Here is a 22,951-nt window from a genome sequence, read left to right as displayed (position 1 = left end):
GTGCTCATCGACACCTACGGCCGAGTGGCCACCGACCTGAGGGTCTCACTGACCGACCGCTGCAATCTGCGGTGCACGTACTGCATGCCCGAGGAGGGTCTGCAGTGGCTGGCCAAGCCAGACCTGCTCACGGACGACGAGATCGTCCGCCTGATCGACATCGCCGTCGCCTCCCTCGGCATCGAGGAAGCCCGCTTCACCGGCGGCGAGCCCCTGCTGCGGCCCGGCCTGGTCGGCATCGTCGAGCGCATCGCCGCCCTCGACCCGCGCCCCCAGATGTCGCTGACCACCAACGGCATCGGCCTCAGGCGCACCGCGCCCGCCCTGAAGGCGGCGGGCCTGGACCGGGTCAACGTCTCCCTGGACACCCTCCGCCCGGACGTCTTCGAGGCCCTCACCCGCCGTGACCGCCACGAGGACGTCATCGAGGGCCTCGACGCCGCCCGCGAGGCCGGCCTGACGCCCGTCAAGGTCAACTCCGTCCTGATGCCGGGCCTGAACGACGACGAGGCCCCGGACCTGCTCGCCTGGGCGGTGGCGCACGACTACGAACTGCGCTTCATCGAGCAGATGCCCCTGGACGCCCAGCACGGCTGGAAGCGCGACGGCATGATCACCGCCGGGGACATCCTGACCTCCCTGCGCACCCGCTTCGACCTCACCCCCGAGGGTGAGCAGAAGCGCGGCTCGGCCCCCGCCGAACGCTGGCTGGTCGACGGCGGCCCTCATGTCGTCGGCGTCATCGCCTCCGTCACCCGCCCCTTCTGCGCGGCCTGCGACCGCACCCGCCTCACCGCCGACGGCCAGATCCGCACGTGCCTGTTCGCCCAGGAGGAGACCGACCTCCGCGCCGTCCTGCGCGCCGGAGCCCCCGACGAGGAGATCGCCCGCATCTGGCGCCTGGCGATGTGGGGCAAGAAGGCGGGAGCGGGCCTGGACGACCCGTCCTTCGTGCAGCCGGACAGGCCGATGTCGGCGATCGGAGGCTGACGCTGTGACAGGCAGGTCAGGAAGGTATGGAGGCGTGGCAGCTGACCGAGCCCGCGAGCACCGCGGTGAGCGGGCGCATCCGCAGCCGGTCAGGCTGCTCGCGATACGGCGGACACCGCTCTCCCTGGAGGAGGTCTTCCAGGCCGTCGGCGACGAAGCGGCAGGCGGGATCGCGCTGTTCGTCGGCACGGTGCGCAACCATGACGCGGGCGCGGACGTGAACGGACTGGGGTATTCGTGCCACCCGACAGCCGAGGCCGAGCTGCGGCGGATCGCGCAGAAGGTCGTGGCGAACCACCCGGTGCGCGCCCTCGCCGCGGTGCACCGGGTCGGAGAACTGGCGGTGGGCGACACAGCGGTCGTGGTCGCCGTGGCATGTCCCCACCGGGGAGATGCCTTCGCAGCCTGCAGGCAACTGATCGACGACCTCAAGCACGAAGTGCCCATCTGGAAACACCAGAAGTTCTCGGACGGGACCGATGAATGGGTCGGCGCGTGATGCCGTCACAGGCCCTGGCCGGACCCGCGTCTCAGCGCTGCGGCTCCAGCTCCCAACTGGCCAGCATCCGCAGGGCCTCCTCCGACCGGGAGCCCGGCTCGGCGTGGTAGGTGACCAGCCGCATCGGGGCGCCCCCGCGCAACGCCATGGGCTCGTGGACGAGGTCGAACTCTCCCACCAGCGGGTGCCGCATCCGCACGATGTCGCCAACGGTCCCGCAGCTCACCTCATGCCGTGCCCACAACCGCCGGAACTCCTCGCTCTTCTGCGACAACTCCTCGAACAGCGAAGAGAGGTAGGAATCCTCGGGGCTTTTACCGGCGTTCATGCGCAGAGCGCCGACGGCTGTCAGAGCCGTCCGTTCCGGGTCGGCGAACCGGTCGCGTGTCTCAGGCGAGAGGAAGATCAGCCGGACGATGTTGCGCTCCTCGGGCATCAGTTGGGCCCAGTCCCCGAAGACGGTGGCGGCGAGCCGGTTCCACCCCAGGATGTCCAGGCGCCGGCTGACAACGTAGGCGGGCACGCCGAGCCCGTCGAGCAGATGCTGGACGCTGGGCCGCAGCCGCTGCGGCGGAGGCGCGGCCTGCGGGGTGCCCTGCCGTTCGGGCTGGGCCAGCCGGACCAGATGCTCCCGCTCCTCCTCGCTCAGGCTCAGGGCGTGGGCGACGGCGTCCAGCACATCGGCCGACATCGTCTCGCCGTGTCCCTGCTCCAGGCGCGCGTAGTACGCGTACGACACCCCCGCAAGCTGCGCCAGCTCCTCGCGCCGCAGTCCGGGAACCCGCCGCCGCCCGTACGACGGCAGGCCCACGTCCTCGGGCCTGAGCCGGGCCCTGCGCGACCGCAGGAACTCCCTCAGCTCGCTACGCCGGTCAAGTCCGGACGTCGCTTGGTCATCGGGCGCCACATGTGAAGACATCTCTGTCCTCCAGTTGTCCAACGTGCCTCGCCGTTGCAGGGCAGCGTACAGCATCGACCCCATGGCTCATCTTGATACTGAATCTCATATCGGTGTAGAGTCTCCCCATAAGACTTCACCTCGAACGGGAGTGTTCTCGTGCGCAAGATCTGGTTCATCACCGGCTCATCCCGCGGCTTCGGCCGCCAGTTCGCCCAGGCGGCCCTGGAGCGCGGCGACAAGGTCGCGGCCACCGCCCGCGACACCGACTCCCTCGCGGACCTGGTGGCCGCCCACGGCGAGGCGATCCTTCCCCTCACCCTGGACGTCACCGACAAGGCCGCCGTCACCGAGGCCGTCCAGCGGGCGCACGACCACTTCGGCCGCCTGGACGTCGTCGTCAACAACGCCGGCTACGGACTGTTCGGCGCCGTCGAGGAACTGACGGAACAGCAGGTCCGCAACCAGATGGAGACCAACTTCTACGGCGCCCTGTGGGTCACCCAGGCCGCCCTGCCCCTCCTGCGGGCCCAGGGCAGCGGCCACATCGTGCAGATCTCCAGCGTCGGCGGCGTCACCGCCTTCCCCAACCTCGGCGTCTACAACGCCTCCAAGTGGGCCCTGGAGGCACTGAGCGAGGCCCTCTCCCAGGAGGTCGCCGGATTCGGCATCAAGGTCACCCTCGTCGAGCCCGGCGGCTTCGCCACCGACTGGTCCGGCCCCTCCGCCACCTTCGCCGAGCAGCTCCCCGCCTACGACGACCTGCGCACGGCCCTCGCCGCCTACTGGAGCACCACCCAGCCCGGCGACCCTGCCGCCACCGGCGCGGCCCTGCTGAAGATCGTGGACGCCGACAACCCGCCCCTGCGGGTCTTCTTCGGCACCTCCCCGCTCCAGCTCGTCCCCCAGGTCTACGCCGAACGCCTGAAGACCTGGGAGGAATGGGCCGACGTCGCCACCGAGGCCCATGGCAGCGCCGCGTAACCGTAGGGCACAGGCGTCGGCCAGAGCCGGCGCTCGTCGCAGCAGCCCCGGGAACACTTCGATCAGCGACTCGACCGCAGCGTCCACGATCTGTGCCCTCGTGGCGTCGCGCTGTTCGTCACGCCTGTTCATGGCCGCCTCCACCTCTTCACAGTCAGCATTGACTGCGACGGCGGTGAGGCGCCTCGGGTCCGCCTTCCTCGTCGTGGACACGGAGGACGACCTGCGGTGAAGGCCGTGCACCCGGCATCGATGCCTGCTCGCGGCGCTTACCGTCGGCGGCGTAGAAGGATGGGTAACTGCGCTCCACACAATGATACTCGGTATCAGATTGAGTCTTTGCTGTACCCTCCTGGTATGTCCGAGAGCGCCCGTACCGCCGACCAGTCCGCACGCAAGCCGCCCGGCCTGCGCGAGCGTGTGCGTGCGACGGTTCAGGCGGAAGTGGTCGAGGTGGCGCACCGGCTCTTCACCGAGCAGGGGTTCGACAAGACGACCGTCGACCAGATCGCCGCCGAGGTGGGCCTGTCACGCGCCAGCCTGTTCAGGTACTTCGGCACCAAGGAAGACATCGTCCTGGGACGCCTGGAGGAATCCGGCCGCCGAATCGCGGAGGCACTCGCCGCCCGCCCCGACGACGAGCAGCCCTGGGAGGCACTGCGCCGGGCCTTCGACGTCCTGACGCGGATGAACGAGGCAGCGCCGCCCGAGCAGGTACTCAGCTATCTGCGCATGCTCCAGGAGACCCCGTCCCTGCGCGCCCGGCACTACGAGAAGCAGCTGAGCTGGCAGAAGCTGTTGGTGCCGGAGATCGCCCGGCGGCTGGGGGCAAGCCAGGACCGGCCCGAGGACACCAGGCCGAGCGCTCTGGCCGCCGCCGCGCTCGCCTGCCTGGACGTGGCCTCCACGGCGTGGGTGGCCTGTGAGGGCACTGTCCCGCTGGCCGTGCTGCTCGACCGGGCGATGGGCGCGTTGACGAAGTGACGTACGTGACATCCAGCGTCAGGACTCACACGGCGTTTCCGTAGATTCCCGTTCCGCCACTCGATTCCGGACACAGGGCGGCGAGCACTGCGCTCTTGACCACCGTCGTCCCGGCCGGCGAGGGTGGTCGCCGTGCTGACCGGGATGTCGCGGTCAGTCCTGCGCGATGGACATCCGGCCACGCCGACCGACGGACGCGTCACCGAGAGCTTCCAGGACCCACTGACTTTCCGCCGGTCGTGCCCATAGCGTGCCGTTAAGAGCGGTCAACCACGGTCAACAGCGGCGCGAACTCGCACCCTCAGGCGGCACGCCAGCGCACATAAGGTCAGGTCAGCAGCTATCCGGCTCCGCAAGCGCCATCGCTTCCCAAGCTGAGAGCGCGAGTTCGATTCTCGTCACCCGCTCCATGCGAACCCCAGGTCAGCGGCCTGGGGTTTGTCGCGTCTGGGCCATTCTGAGGGCTTCATGCCCTCTGGGTGCCCCAAGTCGAGGCGAAATGGCCACCTCAGGGGTATTCACGCCGATCCGCGTCGGACGGGTTGTGCTCAGGCGGGCCGAGTGGAGGCCCGTAGTTCGATCTTGTATCCGCCCTGTGGGACGGGCTCGGCGGTGAGGGTGCCGTCGAGCAGTTCGGCGCGTTCTCTCAGGCCGATCAGGCCGTGCCGGGCGCTGGGCAGGGCGACGGACGGGCGGGTGGCGGCGGTGTTGGTGACGGTGACGCCGAAGTGCTGCGCGTCATGCCACAGGCGCACCTCCGCGCGGGCGCCCGGGGCGTGCTTGCGGACGTTCGTGAGGGCTTCTTGGACCGTTCGGTAGACGGTGCGTTGGGCGGTTGTGCTGATGCTGGGCGGGAGCTCCCCGGTCAGGGTGGTCTCGATGCCGCTGTTGGCGATCAGCTGCTGGAGGTCGGCGAGGGTGGGCTGCGGGGTGAGTTCGGTGTCGTTGCCGCCGGAGGCGCGCAGCAGGGTGACCATGTGGCGGAGTTCGTCGAGGGTGTTCACGCTCAGGGTGCGGATGGTGCGGGCGGCGTCGCGGGCGTCGGGGTCCTTGGCGGCGACCTGCAGGGCTCCGGCCTGCACGGCGATGAGGCTGACCTGGTGGGAGACCACATCGTGCATCTCGCGGGCCAGTTGGGCGCGTTCGCGGGCGAGGACGGTCTGGGCGTACAGGGCGCGTTCGTGTTCGCGGGCCACTTCGACCTCGACGAGCTGGCGGGCCACGTCGTGTCTGGCCTGCACGAGCTGGCCGAACAGGATCGGGGCGAAGGCCGTGGCCAGCGTGTAGACGAACTGGATGAGCGTCCAGGTGCGGTCGCCGGGAAACGTGTCGCCGGAAAACGTGTCGGACAGGGGCCAGGCGAGGGTGCCCGCCGCCGCGTTCAGCAGGGCGCAGCCGGCCAGCAGGGGGCGGTTGCGGGTGCGCGTGGCCAGTGTGTACAGGGCGGCGATCGGCGCGACCGCCACGTCCATGAACAGGGTCATGGGCAGGGTCAACAGGAAGACGGTCAGTGGAAAGCGCCTGCGCAGGAGCAGTCCGGCGCAGCCGAGGGCGGCGCAGGCCCATATGAACGGTGTCGCCTCGCCGTAGAGGTTGATCCAGGCGTCGAGGGCGGCCAGCACGACGAGGCCCGCGTCGACGGCCCAGGGCGGCACCCGCCGCCACCGTTCCTGAGCCGTGCTCATCATCCGTTGCCCCCTGCCTTGTTGGCGCCGTCGTCGCCGAGCAGCCCGGCCCGCTCCGCGAGGAGCGCCGCCTGGACGCGGCTGGAGACCCGGAGCTTGGTCAGGATCGAGCTGACGTGGTCCTTGACGGTGCCCGCGCTCAGGTGGATGCGGGTGCCGATGTCGGCGTTGGACAGTCCTTCCGCGATCAGGACGAGGACGTCACGTTCGCGGTCGGTGAGCAGGTTCACGCGCGCCACGTCCGCGTCCTGGGGCGCGTTCGCCCCCGGATGGCCGCGCAGCAGAGCCCGCGAGGCTTTCGGGGACATCACCACCCCGCCCGCGGCCAGGGTGCGTACGAGTTGGGCGAGCTGTTCGGGCTCGGTGTCCTTGAGCAGGAAGCCCGCGGCTCCCGTGCGCAGCGCGGTCAGGATGTACTCGTCGGTGTCGAAGGTGGTCAGCATGGCCACCGTCGGCGGCTCGGGCAGCGTCTGGATCTCCCTCAGGACGGTCAGGCCGTCCACGTCCGGCATGCGGATGTCGAGGAGCACGACGTCCGGATGCTCGCGCCGGATCGCGTCGGCGGCCTGCGCTCCTTCCGCGGTCGCCACGACCTGGATGCCGTCGGACGCGTTCAGGATCAGCTCGAACCCGGACCGCACCAGCGCCTCGTCGTCCACCACCACTACCCGGATCACCGGCGTTCCGCCTCACACTCGTCTGCTCTGTCCAGCTTCTCGGCGACCAGTACACCCCGCATCGGGGCGTCCACGTTCCCGCACGGTGATCGCTCGCTGTCGACAGTACGTCCGGCCAGGTGCGCGACGGTGCGGCCGTTGTGGACTCCCGCCACCCGGCAGGCCGGTTCCAGCCGTTCGGGGGGAGCGCTCCGGCCCGGCGGCGGGCGGGTGGGCGAGGCTCGGCGGATGGTGTCGGCGGCTCTCGTCCGGTGGGATCGCTCCGCGGGCCCGACCGGGTCTGCCGGCCGCCGTCGTTTTCCGCACCGTTCGAGGATCACCCAGCCATGCCCGAGTTGTACCTTCGTCAGCCTGTCCGTGCTCTGCGCCGCTGTGCGGCGCGGCCCCATGTGCTGTTCGGGGGCGTGTACGGGGCGGTACTGGCCAGCTCCATGGTGGCCGCCCTGACGGAGCAGGGTGAGACTGCGCCCGCCGACCGGTTCAGCAGCGCCCAGTGGCTCCTGGTCACGGCCGCCGCATCGGCCTTGGCGCACGGTTACGCACATCTGATCGCCCTGCGCGGCGACCGGACCCATCACGGTGTGCGCGCCGCGTTGCGGCTGTTGCTGGCCGAGTGGCCGTTGGTGGTGGCGACGGTGCCGACAGTGGTCCTGCTGCTCGGCGCGGGCTGGGGGTGGTGGCCCTCGGAGGGCGTCGAGTACGTGGCCTTCGCCGTGAACGTGGTGCTGCTGTTCGCCTGGGGCCTGCTCGCGGCCCGCGCCGCAGGTCGCACGTGGGGCTCCGCCTTGAAGATCGGCACAGTGGACGCGTTGCTCGGGCTGGCGGTCGTGGTGGCCAACGCCCTCATCAAGTAGGGCAGTTGGCCGTCCGGGGCCCGCCGAACGGCCGACGCGGCGCTGTTCCGCCGGTCGGCGGGGCAGACCCGGCCGGTCGGCGGGGGTGCTACCGAAGCCTGCCGGATGGTCCGCCTCCTGACGGCACCGAAGGATTTTCCGTATGACACAGATACAGCCGCCCCAGGAGACACCGGCTCCGCAGGAGAGCGCGCCTGCACGGTCCCGAACCTCGCCCGACTCCGCCGGGCAGACCCCCGGCGGTCCCTCGATGGGACGCCTGGTCGGGGTGGACCTGGCCCGCGCGCTGGCGGTGTTCGGCATGTACGTCGTGCACATCGGCCCGCCGCTGTCGGCCACACACGGCGTCGGCAGCTGGGTCCGGTACATCGCGGACGGCCACTCGTCGGTCCTGTTCGCCACCCTCGCCGGGTTCTCGCTGATGCTGATCGCGGGCCGCTTCGAGCCGAAGACCGGCCTGGCGGGCCGGCAGGCGAAGGCCCGGATCGCGATCCGCGCCGTGATCCTCCTGGCGCTGGGCACCGTGATGGCGATGGAGTACGGGGGCGTGATCATCCTCGGCTTCTACGGCGTCTACTTCCTCCTCGCCCTGCCCCTGGTGCGACTGAGCGCGGGGACCCTCGCGATGATCGCGGCGGGGCTCGCGCTCGTCATGCCGCAGCTGGCGTTCGTCCTGACCACGGGGCTGAGCGAATCCGTCCAGCAGAGCATCAACGCCTACGACCCGCTCCGCCACCTCAGCGAGGTGGGAGTGCTCGATCTGCTGCTCACCGGTTTCTACCCGGCGCTCACCTGGATGCCGTTCGTGATCGCCGGCATGGCGCTGGGTCGCATGGACCTGTCGGCGGCCGCCGTCCAGCGGCGCCTGGCGGCGATCGGCGCCGGCCTCGTCGTGGGGGCTTACGGCTTGTCCCTGCTGCTGGCGGGCAAGAACGCGTTGAGGAGCATGGCGGAGGACGGGGCGTCGTCCAGTGGCTCCGGGTCGGCGTCCATGGGCAGTGGGTCCATGAAGCCCCAGCTGTCGTTCTCGGATCTGTTGTCCGCCGGGCCGCACAGCGGCACCACGTTCGACATCATCGGCAGCGTGGGCGTCGCGATCCTCGTGATCGTGGGCGCGACGGTGGTGATGGACCGCCTGCCGCGGCTGCGGCGCCTGGCGAAGCCGGTCATCGCCGTGGGCACCATGTCCCTGACCGCCTACGTCGGCCACTTCGTCGCGCAGTCCGTGCTGTCCACGCCCGCCGGGACAGGGACCCAGCAGTCCTGGGTGCCGCTGCTCATGTACGTCCTCGGGGCGATCGTGTTCGCCACCGTCTGGTCCCGCTTCTTCCGCCGCGGCCCTCTGGAGCACGTGCTCAACACCGCCACCAAGCCCGCCAAGTACGTCCGGTGAGGTCCGGCCGGGGTGGCTCGGCTTCCTGCCCCATCCCGGCCTGAACGGTCTGCCGAAGCCCGCAGGGGGATCGCCCCTGCGGGCTTCGGCTGTTGTTCTTGACCGACTGATGTCGGGGACATGCGTGGGCAGGGTGCCGGCGCGGCCCGGGGGCGATCGTCAGTACTGGCAGGCGCGCAGGGAGCGTTGATCACGACGTGGCGTACGTGTGCGTCGGCTCGCGCCTGGCGCACGGTGCACCGCGCGCACGATCCCCTTCGCCCGAGGGTGTACTCCACCCTGAGAGCCTGTGTCATATCTCCGGTCGGATCAGCGCGCGGCGTCTGGTGCGTGCGATCGCAAGGCGCCGGAGCGCCCTCGTGGCGGAGCCACGTGGGCGGTTCGGCAACGCGGCTGGGGGTCCCCCCTCTGGGGGAGTGCGTGCCAGGCGCCGCGCGCCCGGCCGGGGATATGACACAGGCTCTGAGGCCGGCGATGTGCTCGACGGGCTCGTCCGGGTCGCGGGGCTGTCGGCGAGCAGAACGTCGAGGAACCGGCCGTGGCGGTACAGCACGGCGTATCCGGCAGATGCCCGACGCCACCATCCCGCCACCCGGTACGACCGACGACACCGGCGAGCCCATGGTCAGGCCCGTCTCAGTCGCGGGGGCGTCCCGCCGTGGTCAGGAGCTGCGTCGCCGCGAGCTGCGCGTACAGCTCGTCCTTGGCCACCAGTTCCTCATGAGTGCCGACCGCGCGGACCGTGCCCGCGTCCATGACGACGATGCGGTCGGCGTCCGTGACCGTCGACAGGCGGTGGGCCACCACCAGCACGGTCGTCTCGCGTGCCGTCTCGGCGATGACGTCCCGCAGTGCCAGCTCGTTGACGGCGTCGAGCTGCGAGGTCGCCTCGTCAAGGAGCAGCAGCCGGGGCCTGCGCAGCAGCGCGCGGGCGATCGCGACGCGCTGGCGCTCGCCACCGGACAGTTTCGTGCCGCGGTGCCCGACCGGGGTGTCCAGGCCGTGCGGGAGGCGCTCGACGAGGGCGTCGAGCCTGGTTCGGGCGAGGACCGCGCGTATGTCGTCGTCGGTCGCGCCGGGCGCGGCGAAGACCAGGTTCTCCCGCAGCGTGCCGGCCAGCACCGGCGCGTCCTGCTCGACGTACCCGATGACGGACCGCAGCTCGGGCAGCGGCCACTTGGTCACGTCCTTGCCGTCGACCAGGACACGGCCGCCGGTCGCTTCGTAGAACCGCTCGACGAGCGCGAAGACCGTCGACTTGCCCGCGCCCGAGGGGCCGACGAACGCCGTCATCCCGCCTCCCGGCACCTCGAAGTCCACCCGCTGGTGGATGTCCGGCAGCCGGGGCCCGTACCGGAAGGACACCTCCTCGAAGCGAACCGACGCCGGACGCGGCCGCACCGCCGGGGTCGCCGCGGGCCGCACCGACCGGTGCCGGTCCTGCTTCTCTGTCGCCAGGTCGTCCACCTGCGCGATACGGGCGATCGCGGCCGCGCCCTCCTGGTAGTGGGACGCTGCCTCGACCAGCTTGTACACCGGCTCCATCAGGTAGAAGAGGTACAGCAGGAACGCGATCAGCGTGGAAACGGGCATGTCGCCGGACGCCACCCGCGCCCCGCCGACGGCGAGTACCGCGAGGAACGCCAGCTCGACGGCGAGGTTGTCCGCCGAGCCCAGCACGGCCTCCCACTTCGCGCTGCGCACGCCGTGGCGCCACGCCCTGCGTGCCGCCGCCTCGACGCGAGCGGTCTCCCGCTCCTCGGCGCCGGACGCCTTCACCGTACGGAACGCGCCGAAGACCCGCTCCAGGCCCGTGGACATCTCCCCGACAGCCGCCTGCGCACGCTCGGCGGCCTGCCCGATCTTCGGCATCACCAGCACGGCACCCACACCGACGACCGCGACCACGCCGAGCGTGACGCCCAGAAGGACGGCATCGAGGAACGCCATCACCACGACCGCCGCGACCAGTGTCACCGCCCCCGTCGCCGCGGAGACCACCGCCTGGGTACTGACCGCCCGCAACAGCGTGGTGTCGGAGGTCACCCGCGACATCAGATCGCCCGGCTGCATCCGGTCCACCTCCGCGAGGCGCAGCCGCAGCAACCGTCCGATGAGGCTGCGGCGGGCGGCGAGCACCACCGACTCCGCCGTCCGTTCCAGCACATAGGCACCGAACGCCTCGGCCACCATGCTCAGCAGGACCAGAACGGTCATCGCCAGCAGGACGGTGCCGATCGTGCCACCGGACGAGAGCCGGTCGACCAGCGTCTTCGTCGCCAGCGGCTGCAGCAGCCCGCCGGCGGCCCCGGCCAGCGCGCACAGCAGACCGAGCGCGACGGCCCACCGGTGCGGACGGACGTACCCGTACAGCGCTTTGAGCGTCTCGCGGGCGCGCAGGGACTCGGCACCCGTCGCCTCCGGGGCGGATGCGGTGTTCACAGGGTTCCTTTCCTATGTGTTCGGCCGCGCACCGCGTCAGCGGTTACGGGCATCGGCCCGCCGGGGGCCTTGGGGCGCGGAGATCAGGCGTACGACGGCCAGAGAGAGGCCGCCCGTCAGCAACGCCCGCCAAAGAGATGTGCGATCGCAGGCTCAGTGGACCAGTGAGGCCGCCCGCGAGGCGAAGAGGTGCACCCCTGCTTCGTAGAACTCAGGACGGACGACGAACAGGACACCGGCGCCCGCCATCAGCGTCAGGCAGAGAAGTTCCAGCAACCGGCCTCTGCCAGGCTCGACGGCGGTCTCGGGCTCCTTGTCACGAACGTGCTGTGTCATGCCTTCAGCCTGGACGCCCGGCCGCTCGCCGCACATCCGGCGGCTGTCGGGCCCTCCCCCGCCGAGTGGCTGGAGAAGACCGGCCTGAGGTAGGAGGGGCACATCAACCCTGCATGGCGACGACCCGTGAGTCCGGCTCGTCGGTCCCCGGGGAGCCGGGGCCGCCGGCAGCCGACGGGGGCGGGCCGGTCAGGGACCGGGCGATGACCACCGAGCCGCCGCCGTGGAGCAGAACGCTGCCGAGCACCACCAGGGTCATGGCGTACAGGGCGGTGTCGGCGTACCGCCCGTCCGGCAGAGCGTTGAACGCGAGCAGGCCGAACACGATGGAGGTGGTGCCGCGTGGTCCGAGCGCGCCGACCATGAGCCGTTCTCGCCAGGTGAACGTCGAGCCGAGGAAGGCGAGCATGATCGGAAGGATGCGCACGACGGTGAGCGCGGCGACGCAGAGCACGACGGTGGGCCAGTGGACGCCCTCCCCCACGGCGAGCACCACGGCGTTGCCGAAGAAGAACCACATGCACATCGTCATCATCGAGTTGGTGTCCTCGATGAGCTGGAAGTCCGAGGCGTGGGGAGCCGAAGCGCCCCGTCGGCGGACCGGTGCCTGCCTGATGTAGCGGAAGGCGATCCCGCACACGAACGAGGCCACGAAACCGTTGCCGTCCATCGCCGTGGTCACGGTGTAGGCGAGCAGCGGTGTGACCAGCACGACGATCCGCCGGGACTGCTCCGTCATCCACTCGGCGCGGTCGGCCAGATTGATCAGCCACGCCACCAGCGCCCCCACCACGAAGCCGGCCACGAGGGCCTTCAGCGCGAACGGCACGGCCGTGCCGAGGGCCTGCATGGGCGTTCGGGTGACGGAGTTGGTGCCGACGAGGATCAGGGCGAACAGGAAGAGGGGCGACACGATGCCGTCGTTGTAGCCGCTCTCCACGTTGAGCACGCTGCGCACCCTCGACGGGATACGCCGGTCGCGGACCAGCGTCTCGGCCGGAGCGAAGTCGGTCGGGACGACGATGCACGCGATGAGCAGCAGCAGCGCGACCGGCAGTCCGGGCAACAGCAGCGTTCCCAGCAGGACCATCGTGATCAGGCTCAGCGGCAGGGCCACCAGCAGGGCCCGCGCGGCGGAGCCGGGGTCGTTGCCGAACAGTCGCCCGCCCGGCAGCTCGGTGGCGTCGACGAACAGCAGGACGGCCAGGATGACCTCGGCCACATGCTGAGCGACCTGGGAGTTCAGGGTGACAGCGATATGACTGTGGGTGAACACCCCCGTGACCACGCCCGCGAGCACCAGCACCAGAGGAGCCCGCACATGCCGTTGCTCCAGCCGGCCGGCGACCAGCGACCACCCGGCCACCACCGTGGTGATCACAATCAGGACAAAGATCATGTGAATCCGCTTCAGAACTCGGAACCGTCGCCCTTCTCATCCCAGCGCACCGCTCACCGCAAGTCACTCCGCCGATCAGCGGGATCCGCCCCGCCGACAGGCCGGCGTCGGCCCGGGCGGAGCGCCGTCAGAGGCGCCGGGCCCCGCGCAGCCCCTGGGCGTAGTAGCCGTCGCCGTCGAGCCGTGAGGTGCCGCCCTTGTCACCCATGGTGGGGCCGCCCGCGTTCTTCCGGCTGGAGATGAAGCGCGGGTGGTCGGCGGTGTCCAGGCCGAGGTAGACACCGATGTGGCCGATCCGTTTGCCGGGCAGCTCCCGTGTTCTGAAGAAGACCAGGTCGCCGGGCTGGAGCTGCTGGATGACGGCGGGGCGGCGGTCGGTGAGGGGGATGACGGGTACGCCGAGCCGCCCGTGGGCGATCGCGTCGGGGGTCCGCTGCAGCCCGCTGCCCGCCGCGCTGTCCCGGCTGCTCAGCGGGAACTTGGCGCGGTATCCGTACACCAGCCGGACATAGCCGGAGCTGTCGACGGAGCGCGCGCGGTCCTTCTCGGGGCGGCGGGTGACCGCGTCGGGGAAGGTCCAGGGGATGCCCAGGTAGTCGTAGAAGTCCGAGCCCGTGCGCGGCTTCGGCTTCCCTTGCGCAGCACGCCCGGAGCCGCTGGTGGTGTCGGGTGTGTAGCGGGCGGCACCGCTGTATTTGACTCCCGCTGCCGTCGTCCGGGCCGGGGCACCGGCGACGTAGTCGAAGGCCGTGGCGAGGATGTCGGGGTCGCGGCTGCCGAGCCGGGACCTGAGCCAGGTCCTGAACCAGCCGCTCCGCTCCGCGCCTCGGGCCCAGGGCTTGGGCAGCAACCGCACCCAGCTCTTGGTGACGACCTTGGCATCCGTCGTACGCGGCTCCGCGAAGGTCCTGCTGGGCCCGGTCAGTACGGCCGTACGGGCGCCGTCGGTGAACGTGGCGACGACGGTGCCGCGCGGGTCGCGTGCCACCGTGCGGGCGGGGTTGCCGATCCGCTCGAAGTGCAGCGGGCCGCTCCTGACCCGGATTCCGTCACCCAGTGATGCTTGCGATGCCTGTGATGCCCTTGATGTCTGTGTTGCCGGTGAGGTATCCGGTTTGTCAGTACGGTGCTTGAGCTGCAGGGACAGCTCGCAGCTCGCCGCGAGCAGAACGGCTGTCACCAGGAACAGGACCGTGTTCCTGGTCAGGGAGAACCTACGGATTCTGGGCAGGAGGCGTTTCACTGGTCAACTCCGATGGGGGGGAAGGGGAGATGGCGCCGCAGGTCGGTGCGGGGGCGGCTCATTTCGTGGGCAGGGCGCCCAGCAGCAGCCCGGAAACCAAGATCACGTAGGTGGCGAAGGTGACCGCGCCGGTGGAGAGGACCGTCGCTGTCTTGGGCTGCCTCTCGAGCTGGTAGGCGATGAGACCGGGGACGATGAACCCGAGGGCCTGATGGGCGAACAGCAGCGGGAACTGCTGTTGGAGCAACAGGGAGAGCCCGGCCTGGAGCAGGACACCGGTGAGCACGACGGCGGCGAACAGCCGCTTGCCGTAGAGGATGACGAAGCGCTGCAGCAGCTTGGTCAGCAGGTAGGTCAGGCCTGCCACGGCCGCGACCATGGCGGCGCGCCGCAGATCGTCGACGAGGGTGAGGGCGAGCCAGCCGGGGGTGATCATGCCGCCCGGTGAGAGGTTCGTGGTCAGGTAGCACAGGAGGGAGAAGACCAGACCGAGGGCGATGCCGATCGCGGCGATCTGCGGGGTGACTACTGCGGGGATCAACGGGATGCTCCGTGGGAGGAGTTGTGGTGGGCGCCGGGCGATGTGAGGGCGTCGCTCGGGTCGGCGGGGTCGAGGTGGTCGGGTGCGAGTGCCGCGAGCCGCTCCAGGAAGAGTTCGCCCTGGCCGTGGATGTTGCCGATGGCGACGAGCGAGGAGTCCGGCCCCAGGTGAGCCAGCAGATCGGTGGTGAGCCGGTCGGGGTCGCGGCGGTCGCCGCCGAGATCGACGACGTTCCCGGTCCAGTGGGCGGGTATGGCGTCGGCGGCCGACTTGGTGGGGTGGCCGATGAGGAACACCGTCTCCGGGTCGAGCTGGGGGATGAGCGCGCCCATCTGCCCGTTGCGCTCCACACGGTCGGGACGGCAGTTGATGACGACGTGCAACGGACGGTGGATCGCGCCCAGTTCGAGCAGCTGGTTGATGTTCATCAGCGTCGACTCGGGGTCGTTGGCGGCGAAGACGTTCGCGAAGCCCAGCCGCTTTCCGTCAGGGGTGCGGTACCGCTCGACGGACAGCACACCCGGGTCCGGTGGCGCCTCGTACATTCCCTTCAGCGCGGTCGCGCGGTCGACGCCGAGCAGTTCGGCGACCGCGAGTGCGATGGCGACGTTCTCCTTGAAGGTGAACCAGCTGAAGCCGCGCAGTTCCTCGTCGGTGACGGTTTCCGGGTCGGCGTAGACCAGCTCGCAGTTCCGGGCGTCGGCCTCCTCCTGAAGGATGTGGAAGCGCTCCTTCTCGGCGGTGACACAGACGCCGCCCTCCGGCAGGGACCGGCACAGGGAGCGGGCCACGTCGTCCAGCGTCGGGCCCATCTCGGCGAGATGGTCCTCGCGGACGTTGCACAGCACGCCGATGGTGGAGCGGATCAGCTTGGACTGGTTGATCTCCTGGAGTGCCGGCATGACGGCCATGCACTCCATGACCAGGACATCGGGCCGGTAGCCGGCGGCCCGCCGGACGATGCCGATCTGCTCCACGACGTTGGCGATGCCGAACTTGCGGTAGACCGGCTCCTCGGTGGCATCGGGGTGGATGAACCGGGCCGCGGTGCCCGTGGTCTTGGCGACGGTCACCAGGCCGCTGCCGCGCAGCGCGCCCGCGCACAGCCGGGTGATGGAGGACTTGCCGCGAATGCCGTTGACCAGCACTCGGGTGGGTATGGCGGCGAGATTCGCGTCGTGGCGGCGCTGTTCGACGATGCCTGCGACGAGCAGGCCGACGCAGCACGCCGCGAGGACGCAGTACAGGAAGAGCATGGCAGGTCAGCTCCTGGGACCGGGGCCTGACGGGGAAGTGGAGGGGGTGTGCGGGGTGTGCGCCCCGTCCGGGGAACCGGGCACGGGCGGTGTGTCGGTGCGGAGAAGTCGCTGTCTGGTCAGTTCGAGGCTGCGGGCGATGGATCCCACCTCGTCGTGGTAGCGCGGGTAGAGCACCGTTCTGCGGTTCCCGGCTGCCAACGCCTCGGCGCCCTGGGCGACTTCACGCAGCGGACGTACGACGACGAGGTACAGCCAGCTGATGCAGAGGGCGCCCGTGGTCACCCCCAGCAGACCGACGAGCATGATCCGCCGCTGTGCCTCGTACTCAGGCAGGCCGATCCAGAACACCGGCCTGATCGAGGCGACCTTCCAGCCGAGTGCGCCCGCGACGCCCAGCTTGTCGTTGAACGGCGCCACGGCGGCGACCGCAGGATCCCTCCAGCCGAGCAGCAGCTCTGTGGAGCCCTTGGTCGTGCGGACGGCCTTCATCTGGGCCCGCAGCCGGCTGTCGGAGACCCGCCCGAAGGCCACGAACCCCTTGTTGGACGCGATGACCCGGTGCGCGGAGTCCACCAGCCACACCGAGCCGAGACCGGGTCGGTTGAGGATGCCGGTCAGGTACTGGACCTTGAACTCGCCCACGACATAGTGGCGTCCGGATGCCGCCGTCCCACCCTTGACCGGCTGAGCGGCCACGGCGGCGAGCACCGGCTCCGTGCCGGAGGTGTTCGTCTGCCTGACCCCGGGCCTGATGCGGACCTTCGTCGGGGTACGGGGTTCATCACCGGCGCGGGCGAGGATCTTGCCGGCGCCGTCGACGACGTACAGGGACCGGTACCGGCCGTGCTGCTCCAGGGACCTGTCGAGGACCTTGCGCGCCTCCTCCGACCGGGAAGCGTCGATCACGGTGGCCAGATGGGTGAGGTCCGCGTATCCGTCGTTGATCCCCCTGCGCACGCGATCCGCCGTCGTCTCGGTGCGTTGCCGCTGGTCGTCGGAGATCACCCGCGGTACGACCGCAGCCGGGTGCGGCAAGGTGCTGCCGAGCGTCAGCAGCATCGACGCGGGCCAGGCCAGCAGAGCGAACGCGCACACCACAAGGACGGTGCGCAGTCCGAGCCGGCGCCGGCCCTTGCCGGTCCCGCGCGGAACACGCCCCTTGGCCGGTGGCTGCGCGACCGTCTCCTGCGACGGCCCGCCCCTGCCGCGGAGTTGAAGGCGCAGCGCCTCCAGTGCGGCGCCGATCCGGGCGGGTTCTCCGAAGCGGGACACGTGGACGGGAGCCGTGAGGTCACCCGAGCCGAGCCTCTGCGCGTCGCGGCGCAACCGCAGCACAGGCCGCTGCACCAGCATGTGGAGGGCGGCGGTGACCCCGGCCGCGAAGGCCAGGAGCACGGCCGCGGCGAGGAGGGCGAGACGCAGGTCACCGGTCCCGGCCCCATGGCGCTCGGTCTGCACCGTCGTGACGACCGTCAGTCCGAGTCCGCTGCTCGGACTCTCCTTCGAGGCAAGCCCCCGAGCCACTGCGGCGTACCCGACGGCGGTACGGGTGTTGCCGTCCGCTGCCCGGACGAGGCTGCCGCTCGGACCGTCGAAGCCGCCGGCGGCGGTGTCCGACGGTCCCCTGCTCTGCGCCTGGCGGGCGGCGGTGCCGGCCAGCGACTTGGCCTGCTCGGTGCCGGATCCCGGCCCGGCCGAGGTGAGGGTGGCCCCGTCACGGTCCACGACGTTGAGCGTGTGCTGCTTGCCGACGGAGATGCCCGGCAGCTTCACGCTCTGGGAGGCGACGAGCAACTCCTGCCTGCCGCCTTGCGACAGCGTCGCAAAGGCCAGCAGCCGGGTTACGCCCGAGTCGTCCCGCACCAGTCTCGGTGGCGGGTTCGCCGGCAGTCCACGAAGGTTCACCTTCCCGAGCGGTAGGGCCTCGCCCTGCGCGGCGAGCAGCCGACCGGTGGACTGGTCGACGACGGCGGTACCGCGCCACTTGGGGTAGGTCCGGTTGAGGCGGGTCAGCATTCCGTCCGCCGTTACGGACTTGGAGCCCGCGAAGTCCGCGGCCGCTGTCCGCAGATCGGTGACGCTCTGGTCGACGGCGCCCTGCAGCGCGACCGCCCCGTCCTCGGCGATGTGCTGCTGGGAGCTGAGGACGGCCTCGGGAACGCCGCGTTCGGCATCGCTCCCGACGGCGAACACCGTCAGGCCCGCGACGAGCGCCAACAGAACCGGCAGGGCCGCCAGTGGCGGCCGCACACCTCCTAACACCGCCATGTCCGCGCGACGCCGAGCGGAGCGCAATTTGGATATCGGGGATCGATTGATGGTCAAGAAGAATCCTTTCCAGGAAAGAAGTTCTCGACCTGTCTGACGACGGGAATGCTTCGCCGGTTTATCGGGGAGGTGTGACGGTGCTCACCGAAAGAATGTAGCAGCCATCATGACCTGCTGGTTTGCATACCCGTGAGCATGGTGAATTTGGGCTTCACGAAATGCGAACAATCGCGATGGACCAACCCGTGAACGGGACGACAATTACCCGCAAGGATTATTTTGCATTTCTTCTTCCTCGCCCATCCCGCAGTCGGCTGTTTCACCCCCGCCGATCGGCGGGGGTGCGGCAGTCGTAGAGGCCGAAGTTGCCCCTGGTGCGCCAGCCGTAGGCCCCGGAGCGGATGCGCTCGCAGTGGGACTTCACCCACGTCGTGGCGGGGGTGGTGGGTCGCAGGTGGGTGAGCAGAACGTAGCGGAGTTGGTGGGTGGCGATCAGGTTGCCGAGCTGCGGGGCGCTGGGGAAGGGGGTCTTCCCGGTGAACCCGCCCATGACGAGCACGGGTTGGGACTGAGCGCGCAGCAGACGTTCCGCGGGGTAGGCGGCCTGGGTCGCGAGCAGGTACTTCTCGCCCTTGCGGTGGGCGATGAGGTAGTCCAGCAGCGCGGCGTCGCGGGCGCTGGGCCGGCCGAGCTCGGCCCGGCGCAGGGCGCGCGGGTCGTGGAGGGCTCTGTGGTGGAACTCGCCGACCGGACCGGCTGTCGGGGACGTGGAGGCGCCCGCGTAGCGCGGGTCGAGGGACGAGACGGCCCAGCCGGCGGGTACGAGCAGAGTGGCCGCGATTCCGGCGGCCAGAGAGCCTTGGACCAGCCGCCGGGAGGCGCGTGACCCGCTGGGCCACAGGCCGAACGTCCCGCACACCGCGAAGATCACGGCGAACACCAGCAGCCGGGAGGCGAACCAGGTCGGCCCGTCGAGTACGAGCGCCCAGGCCACCGTCAGCACGATCGCCGACGGCAGCCACAGCCGTCGCCGGCCGCCCGCCTCGTAAGCGGACCGAAAGAGCGCGAGCCCGCCTCCGGCCAGCGCGGCGATCGCCGGTGCGAGCACGGCCGTGTAGTAGACGTGATTGGCGTTGGAGACGCTGAACACCACGGCATGGATGACGAGCCAGCCGCCCCAGAGGAGGAAACCCGCACGCAGCGGGTCGGTCCGCGGCTCACGGGCTCTCCAGATGAGGGCCGTGACGACGGCGAGCACGGCGAGCGGCAGGAACCAGGCGATCTGCGGGCCGACGGTGTGGTTGAGGAGCATCCCCCATCCGGTGTTCCCGGTCATACGGCTGGCGGCGGTGGCCGGGACGGCGCCGAACGCGGTGGCGTCGTCGCTGAAGCGGCTCAGGCCGTTGTAGCCGAAGACCAGGCTGAAGGGGTTGTTGTTCGACGTAGCGTCGATGTACGGGCGGCTGTCCGCGCGAGTCATCCACGCGATCAGCGCCCACGAGCAGGAGACGGCCAGCGTGACCGCACCGCTGAGCAGCAGGCGCAGAGCCCTCTGCAACGGCGAGTTGGGCGCGGTGAGTTGATGGACCACGGCGAATACCGGCAGGACGAGCCAGGCTTGCAGCATCTTCGTCTGGAAAGCGAGCCCGGCCCAGACGCCACACATGATCAGCGGGAGCAGCCGCCCGGTCCGCACCGCCTTCTGCAGGGCTCCGGCGGCTGCCACCAGCAGCAGGGTGAGGGCGGTGTCCGGGATGGTGGCCCTGTTCAGTACCACGGTGACCGGAGTGAAGGTGAGCGCCAGCGAGGCGATCAGTGCGGCGAACGGCCCGGCCCAGGCCCGTACGATCCGGTGCAGCAGCCATACCGTGAGCACGCCCTCGATCACATGGGGCAGCGCGGCCGCCCACGTGTGCGGCCCGAAGATCCATACGGAGAGGGCATCGGGCCAGAAGGCGCCGGGCACCTTGTCGAGGGTGATCGAACCGCTGGTGTCGAGACCGCCGAAGAAGAAGGCCCGCCAGCTGGTGGCCATCGACCGTATCGCCGCGCTGTAGTAGGGGTGGATCGCGGCGTGCCCCATGCCCCAGGCGTACAGCAGTGCGGCGACGCCCAACACCGCGGCCAGCGCCGGGCGTTCCCAGCGCGCCGGAGCTTCCGGCCGGTCGGCGCGGCGGTGCGATTCCTGGCGGAGGCCATGGGAGCCGGTGCTCTGGGCGGTGGGGGTGGCGGCCACGGTGAAGGTCCCTGGATCAGTGGTGAGGCGGAATGGCAGGTGAGAGGCGGAAGGCTGCGCGGGAGCCGCGGGCACCGCACGTGCGTGCCGTCCGGCGGTACGCCGCCCGACAGACCGGCGATGCGCGTCGAGAGACGGCTCCGGCTTCCGGCTCCCGCACGCCGGAGGCCAGCGGTGATCCCGAGCAGCAGTCACTTCTTTGTACGGACTTCCCGGGGTGCCCGCCCGAGGCTCAGCGGACGCGATTCGCCAGTTTGGTGGCGCTGTTGAGCAGGTACTCCAGCGGTCCGCGTCGGAAGAAGCGGGACCAGATCGCCGCGAACAGGGTGGCCCCGAGGATGAAGCAGAGCAGCAGCGCGGCGGAGGCGGACTGCGGCGGGGTGGCCGCTTCGCCGGGCAGGGCGAGGATGACCAGGATGTGGCCGACGTAGAGGGTCAGGGACATGGTGCCGACGGCGATGATCGGAGTTGCCAGTCGGCGCAGCCAGGGCAGTCGGTCCAGCGCCACCGTCAGGCACAGGAGCGTGGTGATGGCGATCCCGATGCTGCCGATGAGGTCGAACGTGGAACCGGTGTGCGGCTCGGCTGCCAGTAGCCCCCATGCGTCGGGGCCCCACAGCTCACCACCGACCGGCGCGTCGAAGGATCCCGCTGCCATGCCGGGGTCCTTCAGGGCACCGGGGTTCTTCAGGGCAGGCATCCCGGCCATGATCTTCTCAGCGCCGCCGGTCAACCGGAGCGCCAGCCACGAGACGCCGTATCCGAACGCGACCAGCGCGGGACCGACCACGGCCAGCCGCCGCCGTACCGCGCCGGAGGTCAGATCCAGTCGGCCCAACGCCATGCCGGTGACCACGAATGTCATCCAGGTGATCGCCGGGTAGAGGCCGGTGAGGAGAAGGTCGAGCACGCCCACGCCGGAGAGTCGCGCGATCGGGTCCCAGAAGTCGATGGTGTTCACGATCGACTCGGTGAGCAGTGCCCGGATCACGTACGCCAGCTGCGGCGTGACGACCGCGAGCGCGACCGCGATGATCGCGAGCGTCCTGGCCCGCAGCCGCAGCAGGGGCAGGGCCAGCAGGAAGTACACCGCGTAGAAGTTGAGGATCCCGGCGCCGCCGAAGTTGGTCATCGCCAACGCGCTGCCCAGCACCAGCAGGATCACGGCCCGGATCACGATCCGGGCCCTCGCCTGCCGGCCGGCCAGTCCGGTTTTCGGCTCAAGGCGACCGGCGATCAGCATCAACGAGAACCCGGCGAGGGTGGCGAACAGCGCCGACGCCCGGCCGCTCGCCAGGCCCAGGAACCAGTCGCCGACGCCGCCGCCTGGCGTGGGGGCGGGGCCGACGTGCACGGTGAACATTCCGAACACGGCCAGTGCACGGGCGAGGTCCACCCCGACCAGCCGCGCCATCGGCGCGGGGCGTTCCGTCGCCGTGGCGGACTCGGGTGAGGGTAAGGGCCGGGGAGGCGTCTTGTTGGCGCTTTCGATCTCGGTCACCGGGACAACCTTGCCGAGGCGGGGGGCGGTCGACCATCCGCCGGGCTTCGGAAGGTGCCCCGCCGCTCGGCCAACTGCCCCCCCTCCGATTGGCGGGGGTCGGTCTCGGCCGTACACGAACGACTGTGGTCGCCGACCTGGTCGCCGGGACGCCGCGGGTCAGCAGGCTCACCACGCCCCGCGTTCTTCGGCACCGCCGCATCGGGACAGAGGTCGGTGAACATCCCCGCGCTCTCGTCGTACTCGCGTCCGTTCCGGGCGCTGTTGCCGGATCTGCCATCGCAACGGCCACTCCGGATCAGTCCGGCAGGCGATGCCCGCTGGTCGGTGCGAAGTGCCGCGCGCCGTATGGCTCAGCCGCTGGTGGTTCGCGTGCCCAGAGCGTGCCCGTAAGAACGGACAACCACGGTCAACACCGGTGCGATCGGGCCCGCGCAACGGTACCGAAACGACGAATCCGCGCAGGTCAGTGGCTTTTTGCTGTCCGTGGTGATCAGCGGTCGCGTGCCAGATTCGTGCCAGAAGGCTCGTCGGGCTTCTTCCGGACGGCAGCGTCCCGGGCGGCCCGAGCCCTGCGGACCGTGGCGTCCAGCCCGGCGGCGACCTCCTCCTGTCGTAGAACCGGACGGCCGACGCTCGCGGCGCAAAAGGCGTCGAACTCGTGCTCGTCCGCACCCTGGCCGCCGCGCGGTTCATCTGGTGGTCGCATGCCTCTCTTGTCACCCTCGCATCGGCTCCCTCGAACCACAAGAAGTCAGCGAC

Annotated in this window: 19 protein-coding genes; 6 read left to right on the top strand and 13 right to left on the bottom strand. The window is 70.3% G+C overall.

Annotated elements, in window-relative coordinates:
* Complete coding sequence (moaA, locus tag PBV52_RS25820) at window positions 1–990, top strand: GTP 3',8-cyclase MoaA (RefSeq protein WP_274249571.1); 990 nt, start codon at window positions 1–3, stop codon at window positions 988–990.
* Window positions 991–1,024: 34 nt separating this feature from the next.
* Window positions 1,025–1,489 (top strand): molybdenum cofactor biosynthesis protein MoaE, encoded by a 465-nt coding sequence (locus PBV52_RS25815; protein WP_274241385.1) that lies wholly within the window; start codon window positions 1,025–1,027, stop codon window positions 1,487–1,489.
* Window positions 1,490–1,520: 31 nt separating this feature from the next.
* Here PBV52_RS25815 and PBV52_RS25810 read toward each other — a convergent pair whose 3' ends face one another.
* Entirely contained in the window at window positions 1,521–2,408 is an 888-nt protein-coding gene (locus PBV52_RS25810) for a helix-turn-helix domain-containing protein (protein ID WP_274241383.1), read from the bottom strand.
* Between the two features lie 138 nt (window positions 2,409–2,546).
* Between PBV52_RS25810 and PBV52_RS25805 the strand changes: the two genes are divergently transcribed.
* Window positions 2,547–3,371, top strand: coding sequence for an SDR family oxidoreductase (locus PBV52_RS25805; protein ID WP_274241382.1), 825 nt, complete (start codon window positions 2,547–2,549; stop codon window positions 3,369–3,371).
* Between the two features lie 357 nt (window positions 3,372–3,728).
* Window positions 3,729–4,355 (top strand): TetR family transcriptional regulator, encoded by a 627-nt coding sequence (locus PBV52_RS25800; RefSeq protein ID WP_274241381.1) that lies wholly within the window; start codon window positions 3,729–3,731, stop codon window positions 4,353–4,355.
* Between the two features lie 548 nt (window positions 4,356–4,903).
* Here the strand turns inward: PBV52_RS25800 and PBV52_RS25795 are convergent.
* A complete protein-coding gene (locus PBV52_RS25795) occupies window positions 4,904–6,040 on the bottom strand; it encodes a sensor histidine kinase (protein ID WP_274249569.1) in 1,137 nt (378 codons plus the stop codon).
* Window positions 6,040–6,717, bottom strand: coding sequence for a response regulator transcription factor (locus PBV52_RS25790; protein WP_274241380.1), 678 nt, complete (start codon window positions 6,715–6,717; stop codon window positions 6,040–6,042). The genes PBV52_RS25795 and PBV52_RS25790 overlap by 1 nt, the downstream gene beginning before the upstream one ends.
* A gap of 326 nt (window positions 6,718–7,043) precedes the next feature.
* Here PBV52_RS25790 and PBV52_RS25785 point away from each other — a divergent pair, with 326 nt between their 5' ends.
* Window positions 7,044–7,571, top strand: a complete 528-nt coding sequence (locus PBV52_RS25785; RefSeq protein ID WP_274241379.1) for a hypothetical protein — start codon at window positions 7,044–7,046, stop codon at window positions 7,569–7,571.
* Between the two features lie 142 nt (window positions 7,572–7,713).
* A complete protein-coding gene (locus PBV52_RS25780; RefSeq protein WP_274241378.1) occupies window positions 7,714–8,964 on the top strand; it encodes a DUF418 domain-containing protein in 1,251 nt (416 codons plus the stop codon).
* Between the two features lie 636 nt (window positions 8,965–9,600).
* Here the strand turns inward: PBV52_RS25780 and PBV52_RS25775 are convergent.
* The 10 genes from PBV52_RS25775 to PBV52_RS25730 form a co-directional block, all read right to left on the bottom strand.
* Complete coding sequence (locus tag PBV52_RS25775) at window positions 9,601–11,406, bottom strand: ABC transporter ATP-binding protein (protein ID WP_274241377.1); 1,806 nt, start codon at window positions 11,404–11,406, stop codon at window positions 9,601–9,603.
* A 153-nt stretch (window positions 11,407–11,559) separates the two neighbouring features.
* Window positions 11,560–11,742 (bottom strand): hypothetical protein, encoded by a 183-nt coding sequence (locus PBV52_RS25770; protein WP_159029287.1) that lies wholly within the window; start codon window positions 11,740–11,742, stop codon window positions 11,560–11,562.
* Window positions 11,743–11,845: 103 nt separating this feature from the next.
* A complete protein-coding gene (locus tag PBV52_RS25765) occupies window positions 11,846–13,141 on the bottom strand; it encodes a sodium:proton antiporter (protein WP_274241376.1) in 1,296 nt (431 codons plus the stop codon).
* 127 nt (window positions 13,142–13,268) lie between these two features.
* Window positions 13,269–14,129: an NlpC/P60 family protein gene (locus PBV52_RS25760; RefSeq protein ID WP_274241375.1), complete on the bottom strand. Its 861-nt coding sequence runs from the start codon at window positions 14,127–14,129 to the stop codon at window positions 13,269–13,271.
* 313 nt (window positions 14,130–14,442) lie between these two features.
* On the bottom strand, window positions 14,443–14,925 hold the full coding sequence (locus PBV52_RS25755; protein ID WP_274241374.1) for a poly-gamma-glutamate biosynthesis protein PgsC/CapC: 483 nt from the start codon (window positions 14,923–14,925) through the stop codon (window positions 14,443–14,445).
* A complete protein-coding gene (pgsB, locus tag PBV52_RS25750) occupies window positions 14,922–16,181 on the bottom strand; it encodes a poly-gamma-glutamate synthase PgsB (protein WP_274241373.1) in 1,260 nt (419 codons plus the stop codon). The genes PBV52_RS25755 and pgsB overlap by 4 nt, the downstream gene beginning before the upstream one ends.
* Before the next feature lie 6 nt (window positions 16,182–16,187).
* On the bottom strand, window positions 16,188–18,434 hold the full coding sequence (locus tag PBV52_RS25745; protein ID WP_274241372.1) for a HAMP domain-containing protein: 2,247 nt from the start codon (window positions 18,432–18,434) through the stop codon (window positions 16,188–16,190).
* A 337-nt stretch (window positions 18,435–18,771) separates the two neighbouring features.
* The gene (locus tag PBV52_RS25740; RefSeq protein ID WP_274241371.1) at window positions 18,772–20,688 is read right to left on the bottom strand and encodes a glycosyltransferase family 39 protein; all 1,917 of its coding nucleotides are present in this window, start codon (window positions 20,686–20,688) and stop codon (window positions 18,772–18,774) included.
* Between the two features lie 232 nt (window positions 20,689–20,920).
* A complete protein-coding gene (locus PBV52_RS25735) occupies window positions 20,921–22,189 on the bottom strand; it encodes a DUF418 domain-containing protein (RefSeq protein WP_274241370.1) in 1,269 nt (422 codons plus the stop codon).
* A gap of 493 nt (window positions 22,190–22,682) precedes the next feature.
* On the bottom strand, window positions 22,683–22,898 hold the full coding sequence (locus PBV52_RS25730) for a hypothetical protein (protein WP_274241369.1): 216 nt from the start codon (window positions 22,896–22,898) through the stop codon (window positions 22,683–22,685).
* Window positions 22,899–22,951 lie beyond the last annotated feature (53 nt).

This window comes from Streptomyces sp. T12, assembly GCF_028736035.1.
Classification (GTDB): Bacteria; Actinomycetota; Actinomycetes; order Streptomycetales; family Streptomycetaceae; genus Streptomyces.
The sequence above is the reverse complement of the archived record's forward strand: the minus strand, read 5'-3'. Positions and strand labels throughout refer to the sequence as shown.